The sequence below is a fragment of the Bacillus sp. MM2020_4 genome (assembly GCF_011250555.1).
In the GTDB taxonomy this organism is placed as follows: Bacteria; Bacillota; Bacilli; order Bacillales; family Cytobacillaceae; genus Neobacillus.
Window position 1 is genome coordinate 268,851 of sequence record NZ_JAANMZ010000002.1, and the last position, 25,615, is coordinate 294,465.

Annotated in this window: 21 protein-coding genes, 1 other RNA gene and 1 other annotated feature; of the genes, 4 read left to right on the top strand and 18 right to left on the bottom strand. The window is 41.2% G+C overall.

All coding sequences use genetic code 11. The annotated features are described in order from the left end of the window. Nucleotides 1–35 precede the first annotated feature (35 nt). Together G6554_RS03305 and cymR are read right to left on the bottom strand one after the other, a co-directional pair. Nucleotides 36–1,178, bottom strand: a complete 1,143-nt coding sequence (locus tag G6554_RS03305; protein WP_166238719.1) for a cysteine desulfurase family protein — start codon at nucleotides 1,176–1,178, stop codon at nucleotides 36–38. Nucleotides 1,179–1,223: 45 nt separating this feature from the next. Beyond that, complete coding sequence (gene cymR / locus G6554_RS03310) at nucleotides 1,224–1,643, bottom strand: cysteine metabolism transcriptional regulator CymR (protein WP_166238721.1); 420 nt, start codon at nucleotides 1,641–1,643, stop codon at nucleotides 1,224–1,226. 222 nt (nucleotides 1,644–1,865) lie between these two features. Between cymR and G6554_RS03315 the strand changes: the two genes are divergently transcribed. Then, nucleotides 1,866–3,137 carry a replication-associated recombination protein A gene (locus G6554_RS03315; protein WP_166238895.1) on the top strand — a complete coding sequence of 424 codons (1,272 nt, stop codon included), beginning with the start codon at nucleotides 1,866–1,868 and terminating at the stop codon, nucleotides 3,135–3,137. A 60-nt stretch (nucleotides 3,138–3,197) separates the two neighbouring features. Here G6554_RS03315 and G6554_RS03320 read toward each other — a convergent pair whose 3' ends face one another. The 7 genes from G6554_RS03320 to G6554_RS03350 form a co-directional block, all read right to left on the bottom strand. Further along, complete coding sequence (locus G6554_RS03320; RefSeq protein ID WP_166238723.1) at nucleotides 3,198–4,148, bottom strand: ABC transporter permease subunit; 951 nt, start codon at nucleotides 4,146–4,148, stop codon at nucleotides 3,198–3,200. Continuing rightward, nucleotides 4,141–5,067: an ABC transporter ATP-binding protein gene (locus G6554_RS03325; RefSeq protein WP_166238725.1), complete on the bottom strand. Its 927-nt coding sequence runs from the start codon at nucleotides 5,065–5,067 to the stop codon at nucleotides 4,141–4,143. Before G6554_RS03325 ends, G6554_RS03320 begins: the two co-directional genes overlap by 8 nt. Nucleotides 5,068–5,378: 311 nt before the next feature. Continuing rightward, on the bottom strand, nucleotides 5,379–6,146 hold the full coding sequence (locus tag G6554_RS03330; protein WP_166238727.1) for a tRNA threonylcarbamoyladenosine dehydratase: 768 nt from the start codon (nucleotides 6,144–6,146) through the stop codon (nucleotides 5,379–5,381). A gap of 167 nt (nucleotides 6,147–6,313) precedes the next feature. After that, nucleotides 6,314–6,513, bottom strand: a non-coding RNA gene (ssrS, locus tag G6554_RS03335) — 6S RNA. 67 nt (nucleotides 6,514–6,580) lie between these two features. Next, nucleotides 6,581–8,350, bottom strand: a complete 1,770-nt coding sequence (gene aspS, locus G6554_RS03340; RefSeq protein WP_166238729.1) for an aspartate--tRNA ligase — start codon at nucleotides 8,348–8,350, stop codon at nucleotides 6,581–6,583. A 13-nt stretch (nucleotides 8,351–8,363) separates the two neighbouring features. Beyond that, entirely contained in the window at nucleotides 8,364–9,635 is a 1,272-nt protein-coding gene (gene hisS / locus G6554_RS03345) for a histidine--tRNA ligase (protein WP_166238731.1), read from the bottom strand. Nucleotides 9,636–9,721: 86 nt separating this feature from the next. Continuing rightward, nucleotides 9,722–9,963, bottom strand: a binding site (T-box leader). A 115-nt stretch (nucleotides 9,964–10,078) separates the two neighbouring features. Further along, a complete protein-coding gene (locus tag G6554_RS03350; protein WP_166238733.1) occupies nucleotides 10,079–10,255 on the bottom strand; it encodes a hypothetical protein in 177 nt (58 codons plus the stop codon). Between the two features lie 157 nt (nucleotides 10,256–10,412). Here G6554_RS03350 and G6554_RS03355 point away from each other — a divergent pair, with 157 nt between their 5' ends. After that, nucleotides 10,413–12,194, top strand: coding sequence for an N-acetylmuramoyl-L-alanine amidase family protein (locus G6554_RS03355; RefSeq protein ID WP_166238735.1), 1,782 nt, complete (start codon nucleotides 10,413–10,415; stop codon nucleotides 12,192–12,194). Between the two features lie 222 nt (nucleotides 12,195–12,416). Here G6554_RS03355 and dtd read toward each other — a convergent pair whose 3' ends face one another. The 6 genes from dtd to G6554_RS03385 all read right to left on the bottom strand — a co-directional run bounded on the left by dtd (nucleotide 12,417) and on the right by G6554_RS03385 (nucleotide 21,076). Next, entirely contained in the window at nucleotides 12,417–12,860 is a 444-nt protein-coding gene (dtd, locus tag G6554_RS03360; RefSeq protein WP_166238737.1) for a D-aminoacyl-tRNA deacylase, read from the bottom strand. Nucleotides 12,861–12,876: 16 nt separating this feature from the next. Continuing rightward, nucleotides 12,877–15,072, bottom strand: coding sequence for a RelA/SpoT family protein (locus G6554_RS03365; RefSeq protein ID WP_166238739.1), 2,196 nt, complete (start codon nucleotides 15,070–15,072; stop codon nucleotides 12,877–12,879). Between the two features lie 223 nt (nucleotides 15,073–15,295). Beyond that, nucleotides 15,296–15,808 carry an adenine phosphoribosyltransferase gene (locus G6554_RS03370; protein ID WP_166238741.1) on the bottom strand — a complete coding sequence of 171 codons (513 nt, stop codon included), beginning with the start codon at nucleotides 15,806–15,808 and terminating at the stop codon, nucleotides 15,296–15,298. Beyond that, complete coding sequence (gene recJ / locus G6554_RS03375; protein ID WP_166238743.1) at nucleotides 15,799–18,162, bottom strand: single-stranded-DNA-specific exonuclease RecJ; 2,364 nt, start codon at nucleotides 18,160–18,162, stop codon at nucleotides 15,799–15,801. The genes G6554_RS03370 and recJ overlap by 10 nt, the downstream gene beginning before the upstream one ends. Before the next feature lie 220 nt (nucleotides 18,163–18,382). Beyond that, nucleotides 18,383–20,647, bottom strand: coding sequence for a protein translocase subunit SecDF (gene secDF / locus G6554_RS03380; RefSeq protein WP_166238745.1), 2,265 nt, complete (start codon nucleotides 20,645–20,647; stop codon nucleotides 18,383–18,385). A 132-nt stretch (nucleotides 20,648–20,779) separates the two neighbouring features. Continuing rightward, nucleotides 20,780–21,076 (bottom strand): post-transcriptional regulator, encoded by a 297-nt coding sequence (locus G6554_RS03385; protein ID WP_166238747.1) that lies wholly within the window; start codon nucleotides 21,074–21,076, stop codon nucleotides 20,780–20,782. A gap of 146 nt (nucleotides 21,077–21,222) precedes the next feature. Here G6554_RS03385 and spoVB point away from each other — a divergent pair, with 146 nt between their 5' ends. Beyond that, nucleotides 21,223–22,767: a stage V sporulation protein B gene (gene spoVB, locus G6554_RS03390; protein WP_166238749.1), complete on the top strand. Its 1,545-nt coding sequence runs from the start codon at nucleotides 21,223–21,225 to the stop codon at nucleotides 22,765–22,767. A gap of 39 nt (nucleotides 22,768–22,806) precedes the next feature. Here the strand turns inward: spoVB and G6554_RS03395 are convergent, their stop codons facing one another. Continuing rightward, a complete protein-coding gene (locus G6554_RS03395) occupies nucleotides 22,807–23,469 on the bottom strand; it encodes a YetF domain-containing protein (protein WP_166238751.1) in 663 nt (220 codons plus the stop codon). 263 nt (nucleotides 23,470–23,732) lie between these two features. Between G6554_RS03395 and G6554_RS03400 the strand changes: the two genes are divergently transcribed. Further along, the gene (locus tag G6554_RS03400; protein ID WP_166238753.1) at nucleotides 23,733–24,095 is read left to right on the top strand and encodes a TIGR04086 family membrane protein; all 363 of its coding nucleotides are present in this window, start codon (nucleotides 23,733–23,735) and stop codon (nucleotides 24,093–24,095) included. Nucleotides 24,096–24,131: 36 nt separating this feature from the next. Here G6554_RS03400 and yajC read toward each other — a convergent pair whose 3' ends face one another. Together yajC and tgt are read right to left on the bottom strand one after the other, a co-directional pair. Then, nucleotides 24,132–24,422, bottom strand: a complete 291-nt coding sequence (gene yajC / locus G6554_RS03405; protein WP_166238755.1) for a preprotein translocase subunit YajC — start codon at nucleotides 24,420–24,422, stop codon at nucleotides 24,132–24,134. Nucleotides 24,423–24,451: 29 nt separating this feature from the next. Beyond that, the gene (gene tgt, locus G6554_RS03410; RefSeq protein WP_166238757.1) at nucleotides 24,452–25,591 is read right to left on the bottom strand and encodes a tRNA guanosine(34) transglycosylase Tgt; all 1,140 of its coding nucleotides are present in this window, start codon (nucleotides 25,589–25,591) and stop codon (nucleotides 24,452–24,454) included. Between the last annotated feature and the right edge of the window lie 24 nt (nucleotides 25,592–25,615).

The window sequence follows — 25,615 nt, forward strand, 5'->3', positions numbered from 1 at the left end:
CACCTCTCTCTTTACTGCAATGACGATTGTAAATTTTATTTTTTCAAACGCGAAACAACCTTGGCAATTTCTTCAGCAGCCTTAATAACTTCTTCCTCTGTCGTATTAAAGCCAAAGCTGAAGCGAATTGAATTGACTAAGCGTTGTGATTGCTTACCAAACATGGCAACAAGGACATGGGAAGGTTCAATAGAACCAGCCGTGCACGCGGAACCACTGGAAACAGCAATCCCGGCAAGATCTAGATTAACTAACATAGCTTCCACACTTGTCCCCGGAAAGCTTAAGTTTAATACATGTGGCAGCGAATATTCAAGCGAACCGTTTATGTCAAATTCTACATCTAGTTCACGAAGCTTTTTCAGCAAGATCTCTTTAAAGTCCCTGAACCGTTCTCTTTTTGCTGACCGTTCTTCACTTGCAATCAGGACAGCTTCATGGAATCCGGCAATAGAAGCAACATTTTCCGTTCCCGCACGCCGTTTTCTTTCTTGATCACCGCCATATAGCCGTGGAGAAATTTTTACTGCAGATTTTGCAAAAAGAAAACCCGTCCCTTTGGGGCCATTAATTTTATGAGCAGACACCGAAAGTAAATCAATCAGACACTCATTTACATTAATATCTTCGACTCCATAGGCCTGAACCGCGTCAGTATGGAAAATGGCTTGATGATTTTTCAACAATTCGCCAATCTCTAATATGGGCTGTAATGTTCCCACCTCGTTGTTACCGTACATAATAGAAACAAGGATGGTATCCTCCCTCAGGGCAGCGTTAAGATCTGCGACAGAGATTTTCCCCGTTCGATCAACAGGCAAATAGGTTACCTCAAAGCCCATCTTTTCCAGTTTCTTGCAAGCATGAAGGACAGCATGGTGTTCCACTTGTGTGGTAATGATATGCTTGCCTTTATTCTGACAGCTTTCGGCCACGCCAAATAGCGCCATATTATCTGCTTCGGTTCCACCGCCTGTAAAAATAATTTCATTTTCCTTTGCCCCGATACTCCGGGCCAACGCCGCACGTGCTAAATCTAGATAATGGCGTGCTTCTCTGCCATATGAATGGATGCTGGAAGGATTCCCAAATGTCACATTCATGACTTCTAGCATTTTTTCAATTACCTTCGGGTGCATCGGTGTGGTTGCGGCATGGTCGAGATAAATTCGTTCCATTATTACACCTTCAATCAACATAATTCTCTTCTATTACTTTTGACTTTAAATATAAAACATATAACCGTCCGGCTCCTGATCCTCACTATGACTAGCTAAATCCTCTAATGTCGTATTATCCAACACGTCTTTAATTGCATCGCGAATACGAATCCACAGTTCACGCTTAGCTGGCTCTTCATCTTCAATTCCTTCGACAGGGGTAATCGGACCTTCGAGCACACGAATCACATCACCTGCCGTAATTTTAGAAGGCTCATCTGATAGAATATACCCACCGTATGCTCCCCTGATGCTTTTTACTAACCCCGCATTCCGAAGTGGAGCAATCAATTGTTCTAAATAGTGTTCGGATAGATCATTTGCCTGGGCAATGGATTTTAAAGAAGTAGGACCCTCGCCATGCTTTTTGGCAAGTTCAATCATGATGGTAAGACCGTACCGGCCTTTTGTCGAAATTTTCATATATGGCACCTCTATTTCGTAATCTATTCTATAAAATATTCTCAGTAAATTGATAGGCATTAGAAATTATATCATATTCTTCTTTAATATGCTTTTGCAAGGGAAAAACGAAAGGCTTACAGGGCTGGACAATTCTTAAAGACGAAATTTATCCTTTAGTATTAATCAGGAGAAAATGGTATGGTAAAAGGAGCGAAAAAAGTTTGTTTTGGAGAGATGAATATGCAGCAAAAACCATTAGCATTTCGAATGCGTCCTCGAACGTTAGAAGAAGTTGCAGGTCAGCACCATCTTGTTGGTGAGGGAAAAATAATTGCCAGAATGGTAAAGGCCAAACAGCTGACATCGATGATTTTATATGGACCGCCAGGCATTGGGAAAACCTCAATTGCCAGCGCCATTGCCGGCAGTACGAAATATGCCTTTCGCACATTGAATGCGGTCACTAATAATAAAAAAGACATGGAGATCGTAGCTGCTGAGGCAAAAATGTCCGGGAAAGTGATTTTACTGCTAGATGAAGTGCATCGTCTAGATAAAGCAAAACAGGATTTTTTACTCCCATATTTGGAAAATGGAATGATTGTATTAATCGGGGCCACAACCAGTAACCCCTATCATGCAATAAACCCGGCGATTCGCAGTCGCTGCCAAATTTTCGAATTAAAGCCGTTATCTTCTAATGAAGTGAAGCAAGCACTGCTACGCTCTATTGCCGATGTGGAGCGCGGCTTTGGCGGATTGAAAATTGAGATATCTGAAGAAGCTTTACATCATTTTGCCCAGGGATCAAATGGGGATGTAAGAAGCTCATTGAATGCACTTGAATTAGCGGTGTTATCAACCGATCAAGATAAAGATGGCATTATCCATATTGATGTAGCGACCGCCGAAGAATGTTTGCAAAAGAAAAGTTTGGTCGCCGATAAGGACGGGGATGGGCACTATGATGTCCTTTCAGCCTTCCAGAAATCTATTCGCGGAAGTGACGTCGATGCTGCCCTCCATTATCTTGGCAGATTAATTGAAGCAGGCGACCTTCCAAGTATAAGTCGCCGATTAATTGTGATTGCCTATGAAGATATCGGCCTTGCCAATCCTCAAGTAGGAGCACGTACCTTAGCTGCGATAGAAACGGCAGAAAGAATTGGCTTTCCCGAAGCACGGATCCCATTGGCCAATGCCGTAATTGAATTATGTTTATCGCCTAAGTCTGATTCTGCAGTCTTAGCGATTCAAGCAGCCCTTGAAGATATCCAAAAAGGAATCGTTGGAGAAGTCCCCGATCATCTGAAAGATGCCCATTACAAAGGGGCAAAAGAACTTGGCAGAGGAATCGACTATAAATATCCTCACGATTATGAAAATGGCTGGGTGCCGCAACAATACTTACCGGACAGAATTAAAAATAAAAAATACTACCAGCCCAAAAAAACCGGAAAATTTGAACAAGCCCTAGCCACCGTATACGAAAAAATAACAAGATCGAAATAGTAGAAAAGGGTGTCAGGCACCAAATGGTGCCTGACACCCTTTTCTGTATACTCATATTGTTTATGCGGCAACGTCGCGTTTTTTGAAGACGAAGAAGGCTAGGAATTGGAACAAGGCAAAGTAAAGTAGAAGCATGATGACTGAGAAGGTTAAGGTCATTCCTTCCACCATTGGTGTGCCCTCGAAGTACTGCATTAAATCCGTGTTGGCGAACAAAATGTATTTTGCCCAATCAAATTTCATCGATAGTAACGCAGTAAATTGACCTCCAGTAAATAATAGGAATAGGGATAAGCCAATTGCGAGCGAGCTATTCCGGAATACAGAAGAAATCATGAAGGCCATTGTCACAAGCATAATCGTATCAATTGAACTTAAGCCGTAATAGATTAACAAATGGACAACCATATTTTGTTCGGTGACCTGACCATTGTAATAATTTAAATACGGGATAGCTTTGTCAGGCATCCCAAACAGAATGGCACCAAGCGCAGTTGAGAAAACAAACAAAATGGCCAGCATGAACAAGGCATACACTAGTACTGTCAAATATTTAGAAAGCAGAATTTTCGTTCGATTGATGGGACGAATCAATAACAGCTTGACCGTTCCCCAATTAAACTCGCTAGCGACAATTCCGGCCGAAACAACAATGATAAATAATCCTGCCAGCATGATTAGCTGTGAGCTATCCTTTACGAATGACCAAACCGAATATTTTTCTTTTGTTGGAATATGATGCTTAATTCGGTAATCATTGATGGCAATTTCCTTTTTGAAAAATTGCTTTTCAATCTTGGTTCGGCTTTGCGCCATCTGCTGTTTTAGCGCATTGTTTTCCTCCTGTAACACTTGCTCCCAATTTTTATCCTGAGCGAAATTCGTATCATTTTGTTGCGTTTTTATGACAATCCCCATTAAGGCAATAACAACGATAAGTATCCCAATCATCACAAAAGTGCCAGGTCGTTTAAAAACTTTCATCCATTCATTTTTGATTAAATTAACCACGAATAACAGCCTCCTTTTCCGATGTCACTTCAAGGAAGCGATCTTCTAACGTTTTCGCTGTTTCTCTGATTCCAAAAACTTGAATATCTTCACTGACCAATTTTTTTACTAGATTAGGTATTTCTTCTTTAGGCAGTACTACAGATAGACCGTTTCGTGAATGGTTGGTTCTCACTTCAGGATAGTTAGCCTCGATAATTGCCAATGCCTTGTCACTTGGAATAACCTCCAATTCGTAGGTTGCCTCGGCACCTTGGACAAATTCCTGAACAAGCTGGACATCAATCAACCGGCCATTTTGAATGATCCCGATTCGGTCACACATCATTTCCATTTCCGATAACAAATGACTCGAGACAATCACAGCCATGTTTTTTTCACGGGCTAACTGGCGAACATAATCGCGGATTTCTCGAATTCCCGCCGGGTCGAGGCCATTTGTTGGCTCATCAAGGATCAGAACGTCTGGATCGTGTAATAGACATTGTGCTAAGCCTAACCGTTGTCTCATCCCAAGTGAGTATGTTTTGACCTTGTCATTGATCCGTTCTGTTAAGCCAACGAGCTTAACCGTTTCCGTAATCTTTTCCTTGGTAATCCCTTTTGTCATTCTTGCATAATGGACCAGGTTTTGGTAGCCGCTTAAAAATTTATACATTTCCGGATTCTCAACAATGGCACCCACATGGCCTACCGCATTCTCAAATTCGGTTTTAATACTAGAGCCGCCAATCGTGATATCCCCTGATGTAATGGCCATTAAGCCGACAATCATTCGGATGGTCGTCGTTTTCCCTGCTCCATTTGGCCCTAAAAAGCCGAAGACCTCGCCTTTATTCACCTGGAAACTGATATTGTCTATAATCGTTCTTCCCTTTATCACCTTGGTTACATCTTTCAGTTCTACGATTGTTTCCAAATTCTCACTCCTCACTATGTACGAAACTAAGTTTACCTTATTTTCCTAGTTAATTATATCCTAGTTAATAAATTTTCATAAAACGGCTAGGGATGGAATCGTGACTAGGTCTGAAGTCCGAGAGCAACGTCATGCTAACAAAAGATTCATACATTCAGCTTTTATTTTTTTATAAAATGGAAGTGGCACTAAATTAAGAAGGGAAGTGTGCTATGTCTCCTTTTCATTTATCGTTTTCCTCTATTTTTATCAATTCAGTCAATGTAAAAAGAAAACCCAAAACCAATAAAGGTCCTGGGCTTCCTAAAAAGTTACTTCTCATCCGAAACACGATAAATCTTAATATCCTTCAGTAATTCCATCGTCACATAGCTTGCCATGATCAACCCGGCTGCAGATGGAACGAATGCATTCGAAGCAGGTGGCATTTGTCCTTTACGGATTGGTGAATTCTCATTGCCTACCTCTTTCTTAATATCTTCACGAATAACAATTGGGCTCTCATCAGAGAAAACAACTGGTATTCCCTTGTGGATTCGTTCTTTACGCAGCTTCGTGCGAATTACCTTGGCAATTGGATCCGTATGGGTTTTGGATATATCTGCAATTTTAAAACGAGTTGGATCCATTTTATTGGCGGCACCCATACTGGAAATAATCGGGATGCCACGATTTAAACACTCTTTCATCAAATGGATTTTATACACAATTGTATCAGAGGCATCCACAAAAAAGTCAATATTGTAGTCAAAAATTTCCTCATAGGTTTCCTCTGTGTAAAACATCTTTAGCGAAATTACTTCACAGTCTGGATTAATATCTTTTATCCGCTCCTCCATAATTTCTACTTTCGGTCTGCCAATCGTTGAAAGCAGCGCAATTAACTGACGATTAATATTTGTAATATCTACATCATCTTTATCAATTAAAATTAAACGACCGACACCGGAGCGGGCGAGCGCTTCAGCGGCAAATGAACCGACACCGCCCACACCTAAAACAGCGACTGTGCTATTTTTCATTATTTCTAAGCCTTCTTTACCAACGGCAAGCTCATTTCGGGAAAATTGATGCAGCATATATGTTCACTCCATATCCAAATTCAAATTCACTTATTAGTTATTTTTTCACCATAAAAATATATCATACCCACCTATAAAAACAAGTATTTTCATGGGAATTATCACAATTAGAGCAAAAATAAAACCTCCCGACGGTCGCCAAGAGGTAATTTTTAACAAAAAGAAAGAGTCCCAATGGTGCCGTTGCTTCTTGATCCTTAGTTTTGATCCCGCTACTTGAGCAGGGGGGTGTCCTGTTCTCGGTATTGTAAGTCCCCTTACCCGTATAAGGGTGAGGCATTTACGCAATCAAAAAACTCTGGACTCCCGAATAAATAATGTTCGGTCAAAACTTCAGGTAACACAACGTACATTTCAGGACTCTTCTTTAATTGCTTTTATAATAGCATATTTTAACCCGGCCTTCAAGGTTTCATGAAAGCGGATTCTTGTTATTTATTAACATTTAGTGACAAGTTCAATTCCTTTAATTGTGCCTCGGATACTTCACCAGGTGCATTCGTTAACAAGCAGCTTGCGCTCGCTGTTTTCGGAAATGCAATGGTATCACGAAGGTTCGTGCTGCCTGCAAGCAGCATCACCAATCGGTCTAGACCTAGGGCGATTCCTCCATGCGGCGGTGTTCCATATTCAAAAGCATTCATCAGGAAGCCAAATTGTTCCTTCGCTTCCTCCGGAGAAAAGCCAAGAACACTAAACATCTTTTCTTGAATTGGCCGTTCAAAAATCCGAAGGGATCCGCCGCCAAGTTCATATCCGTTCAAGACCAGGTCATATGCTTGGGCGCGTACTTTTGAAGGATCTGAATCTAGGTATTCAAGGTCTTCTCTAAACGGCATTGTAAATGGATGATGCGCTGCGTAATATCGGCCTTCTTCTTCATCGTACTCTAGAAGCGGCCAGTCGGTAACCCATAAGAAATGAAATAGACTTGGATCGATTAAACCTAATTCTTTACCAAGCTTTTGTCTTAAAGCACCGAGCGCATCTGCTACAACATTCTTCTTATCAGCAACAAACAGAAGCAAATCACCAGCCACTGCCTCAAGAGTGGCAATCAAAGCCTGCGCGTCGTCTCCAGCGAAGAATTTCGCAATCGGGCCCTTCAGTCCTTCAGCATCCACTTTCAGCCATGCAAGACCTTTCGCCCCATAAACAGCGGCAAACTCTGCTAAGGCATCGATATCTTTTCGAGAATACTTGTCCGCAGCACCTTTTACATTTATTGCTTTAACTTGGCCGCCGCCGGCAATTGCAGAAACGAATACTTTAAAGCCGGAATCCTTAACGATTTCAGATAGGTTAACGAGCTCTAAACCAAAACGGGTATCAGGCTTGTCGGAACCAAATCGACTCATCGCTTCGTCGTATGTCATGCGTGGGAAAACCTGCGGAACTTCCACACTCTTAACTTCCTTCATCAGCTGTGACATCATGTTTTCCATCATACCCATGATATCTTCTTGGCTCATGAAACTTGTTTCTATATCGATTTGGGTAAATTCAGGCTGACGGTCAGCACGCAAATCCTCGTCACGGAAGCAGCGGGCAATTTGGTAATACCGTTCAACGCCACCCACCATTAGCAATTGTTTAAACAATTGTGGGGATTGCGGCAGTGCATAAAATTCACCAGGATGCACCCGGCTTGGAACTAAATAGTCACGTGCACCTTCTGGCGTACTTTTGGTCAAAATCGGTGTTTCAATATCTAAAAAGCCTTCGCCATCAAGAAAATCCCTGACATGTTTTGTTACCTGATGACGCATTTTTAACGTTTCAAAAATAACCGGGCGACGGAAGTCTAAATAACGATATTTTAAGCGAACATCCTCTGAAGCATCTGTCTTATCAGAAATCATGAACGGAGGAGTTTTTGCCTCGTTAATAATCGTTACTTTTTCCGCCTGCACTTCAATTCTTCCAGTTTTAAGGTTGTCATTAATGGTGCCAGCCTCGCGAGCAACAACGGTTCCTACCACATCAAGCACATATTCATTTCGGATCTTTTCGGCCGTTTCTAGGGCTTCCTTTGACAAGTCAGGATTAAAAACGACTTGAACAATACCTGAACGGTCGCGCAGATCGATAAAGATTAAACCGCCAAGGTCTCGGCGTTTTTGCACCCAACCTTTTAATGTTACCTTTTCCCCTACTGATGACTCTGGAACTTCCCCACAAAAAAACGATCTGCCAAACATTGTTTTTCCCCCTTTAAGATTGCAATTCCTTAAATTGTTGAATGAAAGAATGTAAGTCTACTTCCACTTGTTCACCTGTTGCCATATTCTTTATAGTAATTTTGTTGTTTTTAAGTTCGTCGTCGCCAAGAATGGCTACGTATTTGGCTTTTAAGCGGTCTGCCGCTTTAAATTGCGCTTTAATCTTTCGGTCTAAATAATCCCGTTCTGCTGAAAAGCCTGCCAAACGCAGCTGCTGCAATAACCCGACAGTGTAATCCTTTGCTTCCTCCCCAAGTGCAGCAAGGTAGCAGTCAATTCCTTGATTCAGCTCAAGCTCGATTCCTTCAGCCTCAAGAGCAGCGATAAAGCGCTCAATACTTAAGGCAAAGCCAATCCCCGGTGTTTCCGGGCCGCCAATTTCTTCAGCTAAGCCGTTATACCGGCCGCCGCCGCAAAGAGTTGTAATGGCGCCAAATCCTTCGGCATTACTCATAATCTCAAAGGCCGTGTGATTATAATAATCCAAGCCCCTCACCAAGTTGGCATCGACCTCAAACGGTATATCAAGCTGCGTTAAATAGTGTTGTAATTTTTCAAAATAGGCTTTTGAAAAATCATTTAAAAATTCCAGGATTGATGGTGCTGATTTCATTAATTCATGTTCACGGTCCTGCTTACAATCCAGGATGCGCAAAGGATTTTTTTCCAAACGGTTTTGACAATCGTGGCAAAACTCGCCGATTCGCGGTTGAAAGTGATTCACTAATGCCTCGCGGTGTGCGGTACGGCTCTCTTTATCGCCAAGACTGTTGATCATCAGCTTTAGCTGTGTCAAGCCCATTTCCTTGTACAAATTCATCGCAAGGGAAATCACTTCTGCATCAATCGCAGGATCATTGCTTCCTAAGGCCTCAACGCCAAATTGGACAAACTGGCGGAAGCGCCCTGCCTGCGGACGTTCATAGCGGAACATCGGCCCCATGTAATAAAGCTTGACGGGCTGATTGGCAAGACCAAACATTTTCTTCTCGACAAACGAGCGAACAACCGCTGCCGTGCCCTCCGGTCTAAGCGTGATACTGCGTTTCCCTCGGTCTTCAAATGTGTACATTTCTTTTTGAACAATATCGGTTGAATCACCAACACCTCTTGAAAAAAGATCAGTATGTTCAAATATAGGAGTACGAATCTCCTGATATTGATATTTTTCACAAAGCTCGCGCGCTTTTGCTTCTATCAGCTGCCACTTCTCTACCTCTCCGGGCAGAATATCCTGCGTACCTCTTGGTATACTTATAGACATAGTGGAAACCCCCCTCTTCTTTTAAAAATTTTTATGTAAAAATGTTTTAAATAAAAATAAAAAAACTCTCGTCCCTTGTATTAAATACAAGGGACGAGAGTTTTGATCCCGCGGTGCCACCCTAGTTGAAAAGCATGTAAGTGAATGCCTTTCCTCTTAAACAGTTAACGCCTGCTCACGTTCTTCTCCTACTAAAGCATGGGCTTTTTCAGAGAGAAGCCTACGGAGTGTTCATTCATTAAGGCGCATGCAGAAATGCTTTCAGCCTAAGGCATTTCCTCTCTTTTCATGAGTTCGCTTAATTACTATGCTCCATCATTGGTTATATACGAATATTTCATTTTAAATTGTCCAGCTCCAGGCCATACGCCGCTGAACAGGGAACTTGCGCTTTTCTTATTTATATAATAATACGGAGCAATGATAGTAATGTCAAGAAAGATTTACGACCTTCCTAAATGTTTTTTTAACTTTCTGACATCACCCATTGTGATCCCAAATTCGGATGCAAGCTCAATGGAGGATGCATGCTGCTCCTTTTGAATAAAATCATGAAAATCCACTCCGAAAAGGCGGCCATCCATCGATTGTACATTCATTCCTTTATCACTCGACCTCATCCATCATTCACCTCTATCTTTTTTTCTATTATTTCCATGAAAGCTGAAAAACTTGCATGTGATTGTCATTTTCGTGAAAAGGGATGGACTATTTTTACAATTAAGGAATGAATTCCTCACGGTTTTACGGTAAAATAAAAAACAAAGGAGGGTACCGATGAGAAAAAAGATTTTTCTATTATTACTAACAATCACTCTAATTTTCGGGGCTTTCCTGCCGCAAGGAAAAAGCAGTGCCGCAAGTGGTTCACTTACGATTTCCACTGATGCCGTCAATGTTCGTGGCGGCCCGGGACTAAGTTATCCCCTCGTAAAAATTGCCAAGAGGGGTGAAAAGTATTCGGTTGTGAAAGAAAAAAACGACTGGATTGAAATTCAGTTACCTTTTGGTAAAACAGGCTGGGTTGTCAACTGGCTTGTCACCAAAGAAAATGAGGAAAAAACGGCTAAAGCCGCCACATCGGCAGTTGCTACAAGTTCCATTGCCAAAGCGAATACAGATCAGTTAAGAATTCGCTCCGGCCCAGGGACAAGCTTTCGGATTGTCGGGTTCTTAAATAAAGGACAAGAAGCCACAATCCTTGACCAGAATGAAAACTGGTACAAAATCACCTCATCATTCGGCGAGGGCTGGGTTGTGAGAGATTTTTTAGTGATTAAATCTACCGTTAAACAAGACAACAAGCAAAATCCGACAGCCTCTACTAGTACGAGCACTGGCGTGGTGAATGGCGATACCTTAAATGTGCGAAAAGAACCATCCACCACAAGTCCGATTATTGGGAAACTCACCAAGGGAACGAGTGTATCCATTTATTCAAAACAGAACAATTGGTTGGAGGTAGGATTTGCATCTATTAAGGGCTGGGTAAATTCTGAGTTTATTAACACAAAAACGGAAGTCTCCAAGGATTCCCCTAAGAAAGAATTAAGTGGGATCAATGGAAAAGTAACAGCCGGAAGTCTAAGTGTCCGCTCCGGATCCTCATTGGATTTCAGCATTATTGGCACTGTAACCAAAGGGCAAAGCTTTGCTATTTTAGAGGAAAATAACAATTGGGTAAAGATAGAGTTTAAGTCTGGTAGATTTGGATGGGTAGCCGGCTGGTACCTTGATATGACTACGGGGGCATCCCCGTCTGGAACATCTCAATCTGGACAAGCTCAGAAGGAAAGTACAATTACCATCTTACATAATGGAACAAATATCCGAAAAGAAGCAAATGTCCAATCAGATGTGGCAGAACTGGCAAATGAAGGAGATACCTTTTCTGTAAAAAGAGTTGTCAATGACTGGTATGAGATAAAACTGAAAAATGGACATACGGGGTATGTTGCTGGTTGGATTGTATCGATCAATGGCATGAACCCGCAAATTCAGAAATCAGGAGCTGAAGGATATCTTAAAAATAAAACCATTGTATTGGATCCAGGCCATGGCGGCGGGGACAATGGTACTACCGGTGCAAACGGTACTTTAGAAAAAGAGCTGACCCTTCGAACAGCCCGGCTCTTGTCTGATAAATTAAGAGCCGCCGGTGCAACAGTCTACCTGACAAGAAGTAATGATTCTTTTATACCTTTGCCATCACGTGTAAATGCCGCACAAACTTACAGTGCCGATGCCTTCATCAGCCTTCATTACGACAGCAATGAAGAACGGAGTGCACGTGGTATGACTGGCTATTATTATCACGGTTATCAAAAGGCGCTTGCCGAAACAGTATTTACATCAACAGTCGGACAAACCAATTTAAAAGACCGCGGCGTACGTATTGGTGATTTCCATGTCATTCGGGAAAACAGCCAAAAGGCCGTTCTTATGGAGCTAGGCTATCTAAGTAACCCAGAGGAAGAGATGACACTAAACTCCAGCGGATTTCAAGAAAATGCGGCATCCGGTTTATATAACGGACTTGCGAGGTTTTTTAAGAATTAGAAAAGCGCAATCGCCCTGACCAGCGGCGTATGGCCTGGAGCACTCCAACTGAGATAAAGGAAACACGAAGAGCGTCAGCGATTCGATGTTGACTTATCGTAGGGCGGAGAGCGAAGGACACTAGCCGCTAGGGCGATGGAGCTGGACATTTCTCAAAGTCGAATGATACAAATTTTGATAAATAAAAAGAGCTTGGCACCTTAACAAAAGGGCCAAGCTCTTTTATGCTTTACTTTCAAGAATTAACGTAACAGGACCGTCATTGATTAATTGGACATCCATCATCGCGCCGAAAACTCCTGTTTCAACGCGAATTCCTTTTTCACGGAGCATTCCATTAAACGCCTCATATATCTTTATTGCCTGTTCCGGTCTGGCCGCCTCAATAAAACTTGGTCTTCGTCCTTTGCGGCAATCCCCGTAAAGGGTAAACTGGGAAACAGAAAGAATTTCCCCACCAACATCCAATAAAGACAAATTCATTTTTCCATCTGCATCTTCAAAAACCCTTAGATGAGCAATTTTATCAGCTAAATAGGCCGCATCCGTTTCTTGATCTTCATGTGTCACACCGACGAGCAGAACAAACCCCATAGAAATCTGCCCGGTTACTTCACCGTCAACGGTTACTTTGGCTGCTTTGCTACGTTGAACTACTACCTTCATAGTTGATACACCTTTCTTAATTCATCAACCGGCGAACCGAATAAATATCTGGAATTTGTTTAATTCGATCAACCACTTTACGCAAGTGACTAACATTGTGAATTGCGATCGACATAATGATTGTTGCCATTTTATTCCGATCAGATTTACCAGTCACGGCAGAAATATTTGTTTTCGTTTCATTTACTGCTTGAAGGACTTCATTCAGGAGCCCTCTGCGATCATAGCCGCTGATTTCAATATCAACGTTATACTCTTTTCGATCATTTAAGGAAGATTCCCACTCAACAGGGATCAACCTTGATTGGGCATCATTGGAATCAATGTTCGTACAATCGGAGCGATGAACAGAAACACCGCGTCCTTTTGTGATAAAACCAACAATCTCGTCCCCTGGAACCGGATTACAACATCTTGACAAGCGAATTAACAGGTTATCAATCCCTTGCACGCGGACGCCAGATTCCCGTTTCTTATTAGAAGGGAATGATTTTAAATCTGAAATTACATTTGTGATGCTCGCGGACTGTTCTTGATCGCGCTTTTTACGCCATTTCTCGGTCAATCGGTTGGCAACCTGCAATGCGGTTACTCCGTTATAACCAACTGCGGCATACATATCTTCTTCACTTGAAAAATTAAATTTATCCGCCACTTTTTTCAAATTATCCGCAGTTAAAATTTCTTTAAGATCAAATTCCATATTACGGATTTCTTTTTCAACAAGCTCTTTCCCTTTAATCACATTCTCATCACGGCGCTGCTTCTTAAAAAAGGCTCGAATCTTATTTTTCGCCTGCGACGTTTGCGCGAGCTTCAGCCAATCCTGACTAGGGCCATAAGAATGTTTGGATGTCAGTATTTCAATAATGTCGCCAGTTTTAAGTTGGTAGTCCAGCGTCACCATTTTTCCATTCACTTTCGCGCCAATAGTTTTATTCCCGATTTCAGAGTGAATCCGATAGGCAAAATCGATCGGTACAGACCCGGAAGGCAATTCAATTACATCGCCTTTCGGTGTAAAGACAAACACCATATCGGAAAACAGATCAATCTTCAATGATTCCATAAACTCTTCGGCATTGGCGGTATCATTTTGGAACTCGAGAATTTCCCGGAACCAAGTGAGTTTTTGCTCGAAGGTCGAGCTGTCACTGATTGTCTTTCCTTCTTTGTATGCCCAGTGGGCCGCAACCCCGAATTCAGCAATCCGGTGCATTTCATACGTCCGAATCTGCACTTCCAAAGGATCACCCTTTGGTCCAATCACAGTGGTATGCAGGGATTGATACATATTCGGCTTCGGCATGGCGATATAATCCTTAAACCGTCCCGGCATTGGCTTCCAGCAAGTATGGATGATGCCAAGGACAGCATAACAATCTTTAATACTGTTAACCACGATTCGAACAGCAAGCAAATCATAAATTTCACTGAATTGCTTATTTTGCAGCACCATTTTTCGATAAATGCTATAAATATGTTTTGGCCGGCCAGAGAGTTCAGCTTTGATCGATACCTCACCCATCCGTGCTTTAACCTCTACGATAACATCCTCTAAATATTGCTCCCGCTCTGCCCGTTTCTTCTTCATTAAGTTTACAATCCGGTAATATTGCTGCGGATTTAAATACCTTAACGCAGTATCTTCCAACTCCCATTTAATCTTAGAAATTCCAAGACGATGTGCTAAAGGTGCAAAAATTTCAATTGTCTCATTTGAAATCCGACGCTGCTTTTCTACGGGAAGATGTTTCAATGTTCGCATATTATGCAAACGGTCAGCAAGCTTAATAAGGATTACCCGGATATCCTGTGCCATTGCCACAAACATTTTCCGATGGTTTTCCGCCTGCTGCTCTTCGTGAGATTTATATTTAAATTTCCCTAACTTTGTAACCCCATCGACAAGCATGGCCACTTCGTCATTAAAAGCTTCCTCAATATCCTTTAAGGATATATTCGTATCTTCCACAACGTCGTGGAGAAAACCAGCAGCAACCGTAGCCGGATCCATCTCCAGGTCTGCCAAGATTCCTGCAACCTGGATGGGATGAATAATATACGGCTCTCCCGATTTTCGATATTGTTCACGATGAGCATCTTTCGCGTATTCATACGCCTTTTTGACTAATTCAACATGCTCTTCGTTCAGGTATTTTCTCGTCTTGTCGATGACTTGGTCGGCTGTTAACACTAGATCATTCGCCATGAAATCACCTTTATTTTCATCTTAATTTTATTTATATAAATGTTATCAGTAAACAAATCGTTCCTAATTTAGAATGATTGTATCTATTATCGAAAAAAAAAGCCCAGATGTAAAGAGATTGGGTAGCTTTTTCTGCAAATTATGAAAAAAAGAGTCGAAAAACCTTACCCAGCATCTCAAATTATATAAAGAGAGCACTCGCTTTGAGTGCCCTCGGTAACTTTTAATAGTGCATCAATGTTAAAACATCATAGCCGTCTAGTTTTTTACGACCATCTAAATAACTTAACTCAACTAAGAAAGCGATCCCAGCGACAACACCGCCAAGTTGCTCCACTAATTGAATGGTTGCTTCAATCGTCCCGCCAGTTGCTAACAAGTCATCGGTAATTAACACACGCTGACCGGGTTGAATCGCATCTTTATGAATAGTTAGAATATCTTTTCCATATTCGAGACCATAGCCTACCTTGATGGTTTCCCTTGGAAGTTTCCCCTCTTTACGAACAGGAGCAAAACCTACCCCAAGTGAATAGGCAACAGGACAACCGATAATAAATCCACGTGCTTCCGGACCAACGATAATATCAATTTCTCTCTCTTTTGCATACGAAACTATTTTGTCTGTTGCATATTTATAGGCTTCACCATTATTCATTAGCGGGGTGATATCCTTAAATTTAATTCCTGGCTTCGGCCAATCGGGTACGATTGTAATAAATTGCTTTAAATCCATTCTGTAATTGCCTCCTCAGTCTCAACTGACTCCTGAATAACTTGATCGAACCAGCCTTTTAATTCTTGAAAGGAAGAGAACAATAAATCCCTTTCAAGTGCATATTGACTCTTTTTGGTTTGATAGGTAATCGAATCAGCTAAATCACGCTTCTGCGCTCCTGTTTTCAATGTTATAAATCCATTATTTATTGTAACAAAATCCAATTCAGAAAACACCTTTGACATAAAATAAAGGGTTTCTTGTGACCAGCCGCGGTGCTTGGCAATGACATCTCCATGTCGTTTTAAATCAATGGGGCCATTTTTCATTAGATACCCATAGTACCATTTAAAATGATCACGAGTTGGTACCGTGCTGAAAAAATCACTGGATTCTTTGTAAAAATAAGCATAAATCCTTGATGGCTGTCTTCCCTCAAATAAAACTTTTAAGATCTCCTTTGATGGTGGAAAATCGACTAATGCGATATTCGCCCTATACCCATCAAATGCCTTTGCATCGTCAAGATTTTGAATGAGAATTGACTCTGCTTTCAAATCGGCATTTATGTTATCAAAATGGTCTTTATTGAAAAGGATGAATTTCCTGTTTTCAACGGGAACAGTGTGTACCATGCTATTGATTCGCTTCTGGCCTCTATAATCAAATAACTGCCATGATTCAACCATCAGATCATGGATAAAAATTTGCGGTTTACGTATATTGTTCCATTCATTAATCGATAATTCTCCGATTAATGAAATTTGTGATACAGGTGAAATTTGGTCAGCCAATGCACCCAAACCAAACCCTACCCCATCAAGGTTTGCACTACCATCATTTACAATTACCTTTAAGTGCTTTTGCTCATTGCCAATCTTTCTCATATTGGCAAGATCGACATTTTTTATTAAAACTTTTGGTTTAGGGTTGTCCATACCAAAAGGAGAAAGCAAATTTAATTCTTCAAGTGCAGATAAATGAATATTTTCAAGCTGAACTTCTTCATCAAGATAGGTAACGGGAATAAAATCCTCCGCTGTTAACTGCTCTTCCGCGAGCAGATTTAATCTAGTACGCAGCTCGGCAACATCTTCTAGCTTTAATGTCATTCCTGCAGCCATTGGGTGCCCGCCAAAGTGGGGGAGTAATTCCCGGCAAGTGGATAGATTTTTAAATAAATCAAAGCCGGCAATACTCCGTGCCGAGCCCTTTGCTACCCCTTTTTCCGGATCGAAATTCAATACAATCGTCGGCCGATAGTATTTTTCCACAAGCCTGGAGGCAACGATCCCAATAACACCGGCATTCCAGCCTTCCTTACCGATAACGAGAACCTTATTGGAGGTTGTTGGAAAGTTCTTTTCCACCTCCTCGATGGCTTCTTCGGTAATGGTATTAACAATGGCTTGCCTCGTTTTATTTAAAGCGTCCATTTCTTCCGCAAGTTGTTGTGCCTCTTCTGGGTCTTCAGTCAAAATCAGTTGAACGGCTAAATCGGCATCTTCTAATCTACCGACTGCATTAATCCTTGGTGCAAGCGTAAAGCCAATGGTTTCTTCATTGATTCCCATCGGATCGACCCCTGCCAATTTAAGAATCGCTTTAAGTCCAATATTTTGTGAAGCCTTCAGATTTTCAAGACCTTTTTTGGCTATTAGGCGGTTTTCATCTTTTAATGATACTAAATCCGCTATCGTCCCAATAACGGCAATTTCAAACAAATGCTCAGGAACCTTTCCGTAAAGGGCTTGAGCTAATTTAAAGGCAACCCCTACACCTGCAAGCTCCCGAAATGGATAGATACTTTCAGGATGTTTTGGGTGAATAATGGCAAGCGCAACAGGCAAAACCGGCCCAGGTTCATGATGGTCGGTAATGATGAGATCAATTCCCAGTTCTTTCGCAATGGCGGCTTCATGAACGGCTGATATTCCAGTATCCACGGTAATAATCAACTTTATTCCATTTTCCGCTGCTTGCCTGAATGCTGCTTCATTGGGGCCATATCCTTCTGTAAAGCGATTCGGGATGTAAAAATCGACATTGGCACCCAGATCACGAAGTGTGATCATCAATACCGATGTACTGCTTACACCGTCAGCATCATAATCACCATAAATAAGAATCGGTTCATGTGCTTCAATCGCTTCACGTATTCTATTAACGGCAAGATCCATCCCTTTTAGTAGGTAAGGGTCATGGAATCCATCTTTTCCAAATAAAAAATACCGTGCAGATTCTACGGTATCCAAGCCGCGATTGACAAGCAATGACGCAACTAAAGGTGTTATTTTCAATTCATTTGCCAGCATATTGACTAGATTGTCATCAGTACTGCGAACAATCCATCTTGTTTTCGACTGTAACATTTGTTTGTACACCCCTCAGACTTATTTATTATACAGGAGCAATAAACGTCTTTCAATAAAAAGAAAAACCGCAGAGGATCTGCGGTTAAAAAATTAGTGTTCAGCTACAGCGCCTAGGGGCTCGGGGTCATAAGCCAATCAGTCAAGAAGGTTAAAGTGCAACCTTCTCGCCTGCTCGTCTTATGCCTGTCGCCCCTGAGCAAGGCGCTTCCGCATTTCGTTACACTTGTGGCTGATCTGAGTATTTTCTTTTCTCTTTGACCGTTTTAATGACGCCTTTCTTTTTAAGCTCGCGTGTTTTCATCACATACCATAGCGGGCCGGCAATACAGATGGAGGAATAAACACCTACCATCAAGCCGACAAACAAGGCAATGGAGAAATTACGAATCGATTCGCTGCCAAAGATAATTAGGGCAACGACTGTTATTAAAACGGTTAACACTGTATTTAAAGAACGGGTTAATGTTTGGCGGATACTTGTATTTAATACATCCGCAATATCTTCTTTTGTTTTAAGACGCTTCTTCTTATGCATGTTCTCGCGCATTCGGTCAAATGTAACGATGGTGTCATTAATGGAATAACCGACAATCGTTAAGACTGCTGCAATAAACGTAAGATCCACTTCAAGTCTCGTGATACTGAAAAAGGCTACCATGAAGAAGGCATCGTGCAGCAAGGATATAATAGCAGCAATCGCCATTGATAATTCAAAACGGAAACTGACATAAATAATAATCCCAATTGAAGCAATTAATAGTGCCTTAAATGCATTTTTTGCTAATTCCTTCCCCACTGTCGGGGAAACGGTACTAACATTTGGCTCTGAACCAAATTCCTTTTTAAAATCTGCCTTTAATTTAGCAATTTCCTTTTTCGAAAGGACATCAACGAAGCGTGCGGACGCTCGGTTCTTTTTATCACCAGATAAGACAATGTCGTCTGTATCCAAATGATGTTCAGTAAAAGCAGCTTTTACTTGTTCAGTTGTCAATGGTGTATTTGATAATACTTCGACACGTGTTCCCTTAGTGAAATCAATTGCCAGATTCAAACGGAATACGATTAACACAATTAACCCTGCTACAAGGAGAACACCTGATATCCCAAAGAATACCTTTTTATGCTTAACAAAATCAAGCTTATCAAAACGAGTTGGAAGGTCTAATGTATCAAAATTCTCAGCAATGTTGTGAATCTTCGACTGCTTCACACCGAACCAGCCTGGCTTTTTATTTAGAAATCCACTATGAACCCATAGTCCCAATAATAGCCGTGACCCGTAAACAGCAGTTAAAAAGCTCATTAAGATACTAATAATTAACATCGTCGCAAACCCTTTTACAGAGCTTGTCCCGTAGAAGAAAAGCACACCCGCAGTAAGGATGGTTGTTAAGTTAGAGTCAAGAATCGATGTAAAGGCATTCTTCTCACCGGCCTGGAAGGCTGATTTTATCGATTTACCGACCTTTAGTTCCTCTCGAATCCGTTCATAGGTAATGATGTTGGCATCGACAGCCATACCGACCCCGAGAATAATCGCGGCGATTCCCGGCAGCGTCAGGACCCCATTCATCCAATCGAAAATTAATAACACTAAATAAATATAGATAGATAGCGTAACAGTAGCAATAAATCCAGGAAAACGATAATAGAAAAGCATAAATAAATAAATGACGGCAACACCGATAATACCGGCCAAGATTGTTTCATTTAATGCCTGTGCCCCGAATTTAGCTCCCACAGATGTAGAGTATACTTCCTTAAGCTTTACCGGTAATGAACCGGCATTTAAAAGGGAAGCCAAGGTTTGAGCTTCTTGCGCTGTAAAACTTCCGACAATGGAAACAGTATTCTGATTAAAAATTTGATTTACGGTTGGAGCCGATAAATATTTTGGTTCCGGTTTACTTATTTCACTTTTAAAGGAGTCTTTTCCTTCTTCAAAATCAAGCCAAATAACAAGTAAATTGTTTGGTCTCATATTCATAATTTCTTCTGAAACTTTACGGAACTTATCAGCACTCTTTAATGTTAAGGAAACACTTGGTGCTCCATTTTCATCAAAGGTTTGCTTCGCTCCACCTTGCTTTAAGTCCGATCCATCCATTTTGAGCTTGTCATTGGCGTCACGGAACGTTAAGTTAGCCTGAGTGGATAAGATTTCGCGGGCCTTATTCTGATCTTTAACCCCTGCAAGCTGTACACGAATCCTGTTATTCCCCTCGATTTGGATGTTCGGTTCACTTACGCCGAGGACGTTAATCCGCTTATCAAGAGCTTCGGCTGTACTTGCCAAAACATCTTTGTCAATCTTTTGACCCTTTTTCGCTGGCTTAACCTCGTACAATACCTCAAATCCGCCTTGAAGGTCTAGACCAAGCTTAATATTGTTTAAAATGTTCTTAGCTGTTGCTCCCATTGTGCTCCCGACAATTAGGATCACAAGTAAGAAAGCAATAATTCGACTGCGCTTTACCATTATGTATTGTTCCTCCTTAGTGCCTGTGCAATTGCACTGTTACATCCTTAGCCATAGTGTAAAAATAACGAAAAGTCACTGCTTCCATTATGGAATAAGTAGGAATAGCTGTCAATTTGAAAAATGATGGTATTATTTCAATAACTCTTTTAATTCCGCTTCATCCTCCATCGAGAACTCCGCAGTTTTATATGCCTCAATCGTTGCAAAGCTGATGTAATCACTTGCCTTTACAGAAAGAATTTCTTGAATCAATTGGTAAAGCAGCTTTTCTTCATTTTCCTTTTTCCACTTTTTCTTCACCAAGTACTCCCAAAACTCCTCTTCAGTTACAGAATCAATCCCTAGCAATCGAAATTCCGCAAGTTTACTTGCACATGCCGGTTGTACTTGGGTGCGAAAATGTTCGTATTTGTTGCTATTACCCATCCTATCTTCCTCCTTGGGGTCCATCTGCTATTCCTAATGAATGGACCTATTGCAAAAAGCTTTACCTACTTGTCATGCTTTGTCCACTATTAGGCATATAGTTAATTGTAAATGAGTTCTTCTTTTTTGAGAAGGTGGGAAACTGCATGTCAAAGTTTTTAAAGGGGACTTTTATCCTATTAGTTGCCGGTTTCGTCACAAGAGTGCTTGGCTTTATTTATCGCATTGTCCTTGCACGCAGTATTGGTGAAGAAGGCGTCGGCTTATATATGATGGCATATCCAACATTTATTCTAATGGTAACCATCACGCAATTAGGACTTCCGGTAGCCATTTCGAAAAATATTGCCGAGGCGGAAGCCAGAAGGGATTATGCTGAAATCAAAAAAATCCTAGTTGTTTCCCTCGCAATCACTGTGGGATTATCGGCCATTATTACGCCTGCCTTATTCTTACTTGCACCCATTTTATCGACAACATTGTTTACGGACCAAAGGACGTATTGGCCATTGATTGCCATTGCACCAGCATTGCCGATTATCGCTGTTTCCTCAGTCATTAGGGGTTACTTCCAAGGAAAACAAAATATGCGCCCATCGGCCATTTCGCAGATTTTAGAGCAGGTTGTCAGAATAACCTTAATTGCTACTGCAACAAAAACCTTTCTGCCATATGGAGTAGAATATGCAGCTGCAGCAGCAATGGGGGCCTCAGTCTTAGGTGAATTACTTTCACTCATTTATTTAGTAACCACATTTAAATTAAAGAAGCGATTTAGGGTCAGAAAGAATTTCTTTCAATATGTTCATAAAGGCAAGCGAACATTCAAAGAATTAATGGAGATAGCCCTGCCCACAATGGGGAGCAGGATGATTGGTTCGATTGCTTGGTTTTTTGAGCCTATTGTCGTTGCCCACAGTCTGGCAATTGCCGGCGTCATTGCTGTCAATGCAACAAAACAGTATGGGTCACTAACCGGCTATGCCATGCCGCTGTTAATGCTGCCATCATTTATTACCTTTTCATTATCGACATCACTTGTCCCAGCCATCAGCGAAGCTAATTCCAAAAATAATCAAAAATTAATTGAATACCGCCTGCAGCAGGCATTACGTTTTGTTTTTTTAACTGGCGGACTAGCTGTTATCGTTCTCTATGTATTGGCGGACCCGCTCATGCAGCTTATGTATGGCTCTACTAAAGGCGCCTATTTTATCCGTATCATGGCCCCATTCTTTTTGTTTTATTATTATCAAGGTCCACTGCAAGCTGTTTTACAAGCATTAAACCTTGCTAGAGCGGCGATGATCAATAGCCTCATTGGCGCCGTGGTCAAAACGGCTGTTATTTTTTTACTTGCTTCCCAGCCCGGCTTCGGAATTACAGGGGTAGCGCTTGGCATTCTTGTCGGCTTTGTATTGGTCACGATTCTTCACTTTGCTACCGTATTGAAAAAAGTCGCCTTTTCAATTTATGTCCGCGACTATCTGAAAGGATTTCTAGTGATGGGGGGATCAGGTTGGTTAGGGTATTGGATCTTCGAGAATGTCTTGGTAAATGGCCACCTAGTACTAAGAGTATTAACAGCAGCAACCGCAATGGCCATAACATATTTCATCATGTTAGTTGTATTCCGCCTAATTAAAAAGGATGAGCTAAGCCGGATTCCATGGATTGGCCATCTATTTTAAAGTAAAAAAGAAGACAGGCTGATTTTTAAGCGTGTCTTCTTAGTATTCATCCTGTAAATCAATGAAGAACTTCCCATTTTCGTAACTGCAAAAGGAAATTTTCTTTACATCTCGATAGCCCTTTTTTTTCAATTCTTGGCGAAGCCAAAGATTTGTTTTATTTATCCTTTTCAAATTTTCCTCTTCAATATTACCATCTAATATTAATGGAATAGTAATATCCCCCTGTTTCCCATCTTCTTTACTGCTTTTCAACTTTTCAATGACAGATAGACTTCCAGATGATTCTAAGATGGCAAACTCCACATCTGCAATACTGCGAATATCCTTCTCGCGAAGCTGTGTCATTAAATCATCAAAATTGTACCGCTGCTTCCGCATTGCATGTTCATCAATCTTTCCGCGATTAATAATAATACTCGGTCGGCCATCAACCATGTCACGAAATTTTTTACTTTTTAGTGAAAGGAGTGCGAGTGAGACCTGAACAAGCATTAAGAGCACCATGGGCAGAATGGTATGAAACAACGGGGAATGAACTTTTTCAATCGACACAACCGCCATTTCACCAATCATGATGAAAACGACAAGATCTAGGATGCTTAATTCACCAATTTCCCTTTTCCCCATTAACCGAAAAATAACAAGGATTAGTAAATAGAAAAACAAAGTTCGAAACACAATCGTGAAATAATCTGACACAGCTGTCGCCCCTTTTTTAACATTCAAATTTATTGTTTGTATTGCTGAATGAAAAATGAGAGGAATTAAATTCCATAACCTTTAGAAGCCAGTAAAATAGAGAAATTTTTATTCTACTTTTTGTCCGCCTTGAATACGCTTGTACTAGGAAAGAAACTTGCATGTTAGGCCCGGCCAACAGTCAATCAACTACCTATCACACAGGCCTAAAGCTTTGAAGGGGGAGAGTTAAAATCGAATCGAAAAGCTTTGGTACATCCATTTTGTACGGATTAATTTTTATTTTTGCTTTTGCTGTAATTTGCAGCCTTATTTTTGCTTTTATTCTCAGATTTACGTCAGCTCGGGAAGGCTCGGTTCAGTATGTCATTACGGCTTTATCATTCATTGGACTATTTGGAGGCGGCTTTCTTTCAGGAGGAAAGCGAAAAGAAAAAGGCTGGCTTATTGGTGGAATAACAGGGCTCATTTACTCATTCGTGGTATTTTTATTTCAATATCTTGGGTTTGACCGCTTATTTGACGCGGAACAAGTCATTTATCATACCTGCTATACCTTAATCGCGATGATGGGTGGCATTTTAGGAGTGAATATTGCCACAAATAATTCCCGACGATCAGCATAGAAAAAGGAAGCCATGCAAAATGGCTTCCTTAATTTATTACTTTGATAGACTAACCCCTTCACCGGCGCCAGCTTCTGTGACTTCACGAATAGCATTGCGGTCATATGTAAGACGACTGCCGTCTCCACATTTAATCACGACTTTATTATCATCAATCGAGTCGATAAAACCATGTAAACCACCAATCGTGACGATTTTATCACCCTTTTTCAATTCGTTCTGCATACTTTGAACCTTTTTTTGGCGCTTTTGCTGCGGACGAATCAATAGGAAATAAAATAACACAAACATTAATATTAATGGAACGATTGTACCCAAACCTTGCATCTTGTTTCCCTCCTTTCAAAAAGTATCTATTAGAAATTTTTCGCGTTCGGTTTGTTAAAACCATAACGTTCAAAAAACTCTTCACGGAAATCACCAAGCCGGTCTTCCATAATAGCTTGTCTGACTTTCTCCATTAATCTTAACAGAAAATAGAGATTATGGTAAGACGTTAATCTTATTCCAAATGTTTCATCACATTTTATCAAATGCCGGATATAGGCTCTGCTATAATTTCGGCATGTATAGCAATCGCATTCAGGATCAAGCGGACCAAAATCTTTCGCAAATTTTGCATTTTTTACCACAAGTCGCCCTTCACTTGTCATTAATGTCCCATTGCGGGCAATTCGCGTTGGCAGAACACAGTCAAACATATCTATTCCGCGAATCGAGCCATCAATTAACGAGTCAGGCGACCCCACACCCATAAGGTAGCGAGGCTTATTAGATGGTAAGAGCGGTGTCGTAAATTCTAGCATCCGGTTCATGATATCCTTTGGCTCTCCAACGGATAAACCACCAATAGCATACCCCGGGAAATCAAGGGAAGTAAGGTCACGCGCACTTTGTTTACGAAGCTCTTCATATTCTCCACCTTGGACAATTCCAAATAACCCCTGATCGTTCGTACGCTCATGCGCCTTTAAGCAACGTTCAGCCCATCTCGATGTCCGTTCGACCGACTTCTTCATATATTCAAATGTTGCCGGAAATGGCGGGCACTCATCAAAGGCCATCATGATATCAGAGCCCAGAGCATTTTGAATTTCCATCGCTTTTTCAGGTGATAAAAATAATTTCTCACCACTCATATGGTTGCGGAAATGAACGCCCTCTTCTTCAATTTTACGGAATTCACTTAAACTGAACACTTGGAATCCGCCAGAATCGGTTAAGATCGCACGATCCCAATTCATGAATTTATGCAGGCCGCCTGCTTCCCTGATAATCTCATGTCCCGGGCGAAGCCACAAATGATAGGTATTGCTTAATATAATCCCGGCACCCATTTCTTTTAAATCTTCGGGCGACATCGTTTTCACGGTCGCCAAGGTTCCGACTGGCATAAACGCCGGAGTATCAAAGGAACCATGCGGCGTGTGAACACGGCCAAGCCTAGCCCCCGTTTGTTTACATGTTTTTATTAATTCATAGCGAATTGCTGTCAAATTGTTGTCTCCTTCCTAATGTTG

What these genes read in the sequence shown, in the direction of transcription:
- G6554_RS03305 (WP_166238719.1), bottom strand. Translation starts at nt 1,178, where the DNA reads ATGGAACGAATTTATCTCGACCATGCCGCAACCACACCGATGCACCCG.
- cymR (WP_166238721.1), bottom strand. Translation starts at nt 1,643, where the DNA reads ATGAAAATTTCGACAAAAGGCCGGTACGGTCTTACCATCATGATTGAA.
- G6554_RS03315 (WP_166238895.1), top strand. Translation starts at nt 1,866, where the DNA reads ATGCAGCAAAAACCATTAGCATTTCGAATGCGTCCTCGAACGTTAGAA.
- G6554_RS03330 (WP_166238727.1), bottom strand. Translation starts at nt 6,146, where the DNA reads ATGCTGCATCAATTTTCCCGAAATGAGCTTGCCGTTGGTAAAGAAGGC.
- aspS (WP_166238729.1), bottom strand. Translation starts at nt 8,350, where the DNA reads ATGTTTGGCAGATCGTTTTTTTGTGGGGAAGTTCCAGAGTCATCAGTA.
- hisS (WP_166238731.1), bottom strand. Translation starts at nt 9,635, where the DNA reads ATGTCTATAAGTATACCAAGAGGTACGCAGGATATTCTGCCCGGAGAG.
- G6554_RS03350 (WP_166238733.1), bottom strand. Translation starts at nt 10,255, where the DNA reads ATGAGGTCGAGTGATAAAGGAATGAATGTACAATCGATGGATGGCCGC.
- G6554_RS03355 (WP_166238735.1), top strand. Translation starts at nt 10,413, where the DNA reads ATGAGAAAAAAGATTTTTCTATTATTACTAACAATCACTCTAATTTTC.
- dtd (WP_166238737.1), bottom strand. Translation starts at nt 12,860, where the DNA reads ATGAAGGTAGTAGTTCAACGTAGCAAAGCAGCCAAAGTAACCGTTGAC.
- G6554_RS03365 (WP_166238739.1), bottom strand. Translation starts at nt 15,072, where the DNA reads ATGGCGAATGATCTAGTGTTAACAGCCGACCAAGTCATCGACAAGACG.
- G6554_RS03370 (WP_166238741.1), bottom strand. Translation starts at nt 15,808, where the DNA reads ATGGATTTAAAGCAATTTATTACAATCGTACCCGATTGGCCGAAGCCA.
- recJ (WP_166238743.1), bottom strand. Translation starts at nt 18,162, where the DNA reads ATGTTACAGTCGAAAACAAGATGGATTGTTCGCAGTACTGATGACAAT.
- secDF (WP_166238745.1), bottom strand. Translation starts at nt 20,647, where the DNA reads ATGGTAAAGCGCAGTCGAATTATTGCTTTCTTACTTGTGATCCTAATT.
- G6554_RS03385 (WP_166238747.1), bottom strand. Translation starts at nt 21,076, where the DNA reads ATGGGTAATAGCAACAAATACGAACATTTTCGCACCCAAGTACAACCG.
- spoVB (WP_166238749.1), top strand. Translation starts at nt 21,223, where the DNA reads ATGTCAAAGTTTTTAAAGGGGACTTTTATCCTATTAGTTGCCGGTTTC.
- yajC (WP_166238755.1), bottom strand. Translation starts at nt 24,422, where the DNA reads ATGCAAGGTTTGGGTACAATCGTTCCATTAATATTAATGTTTGTGTTA.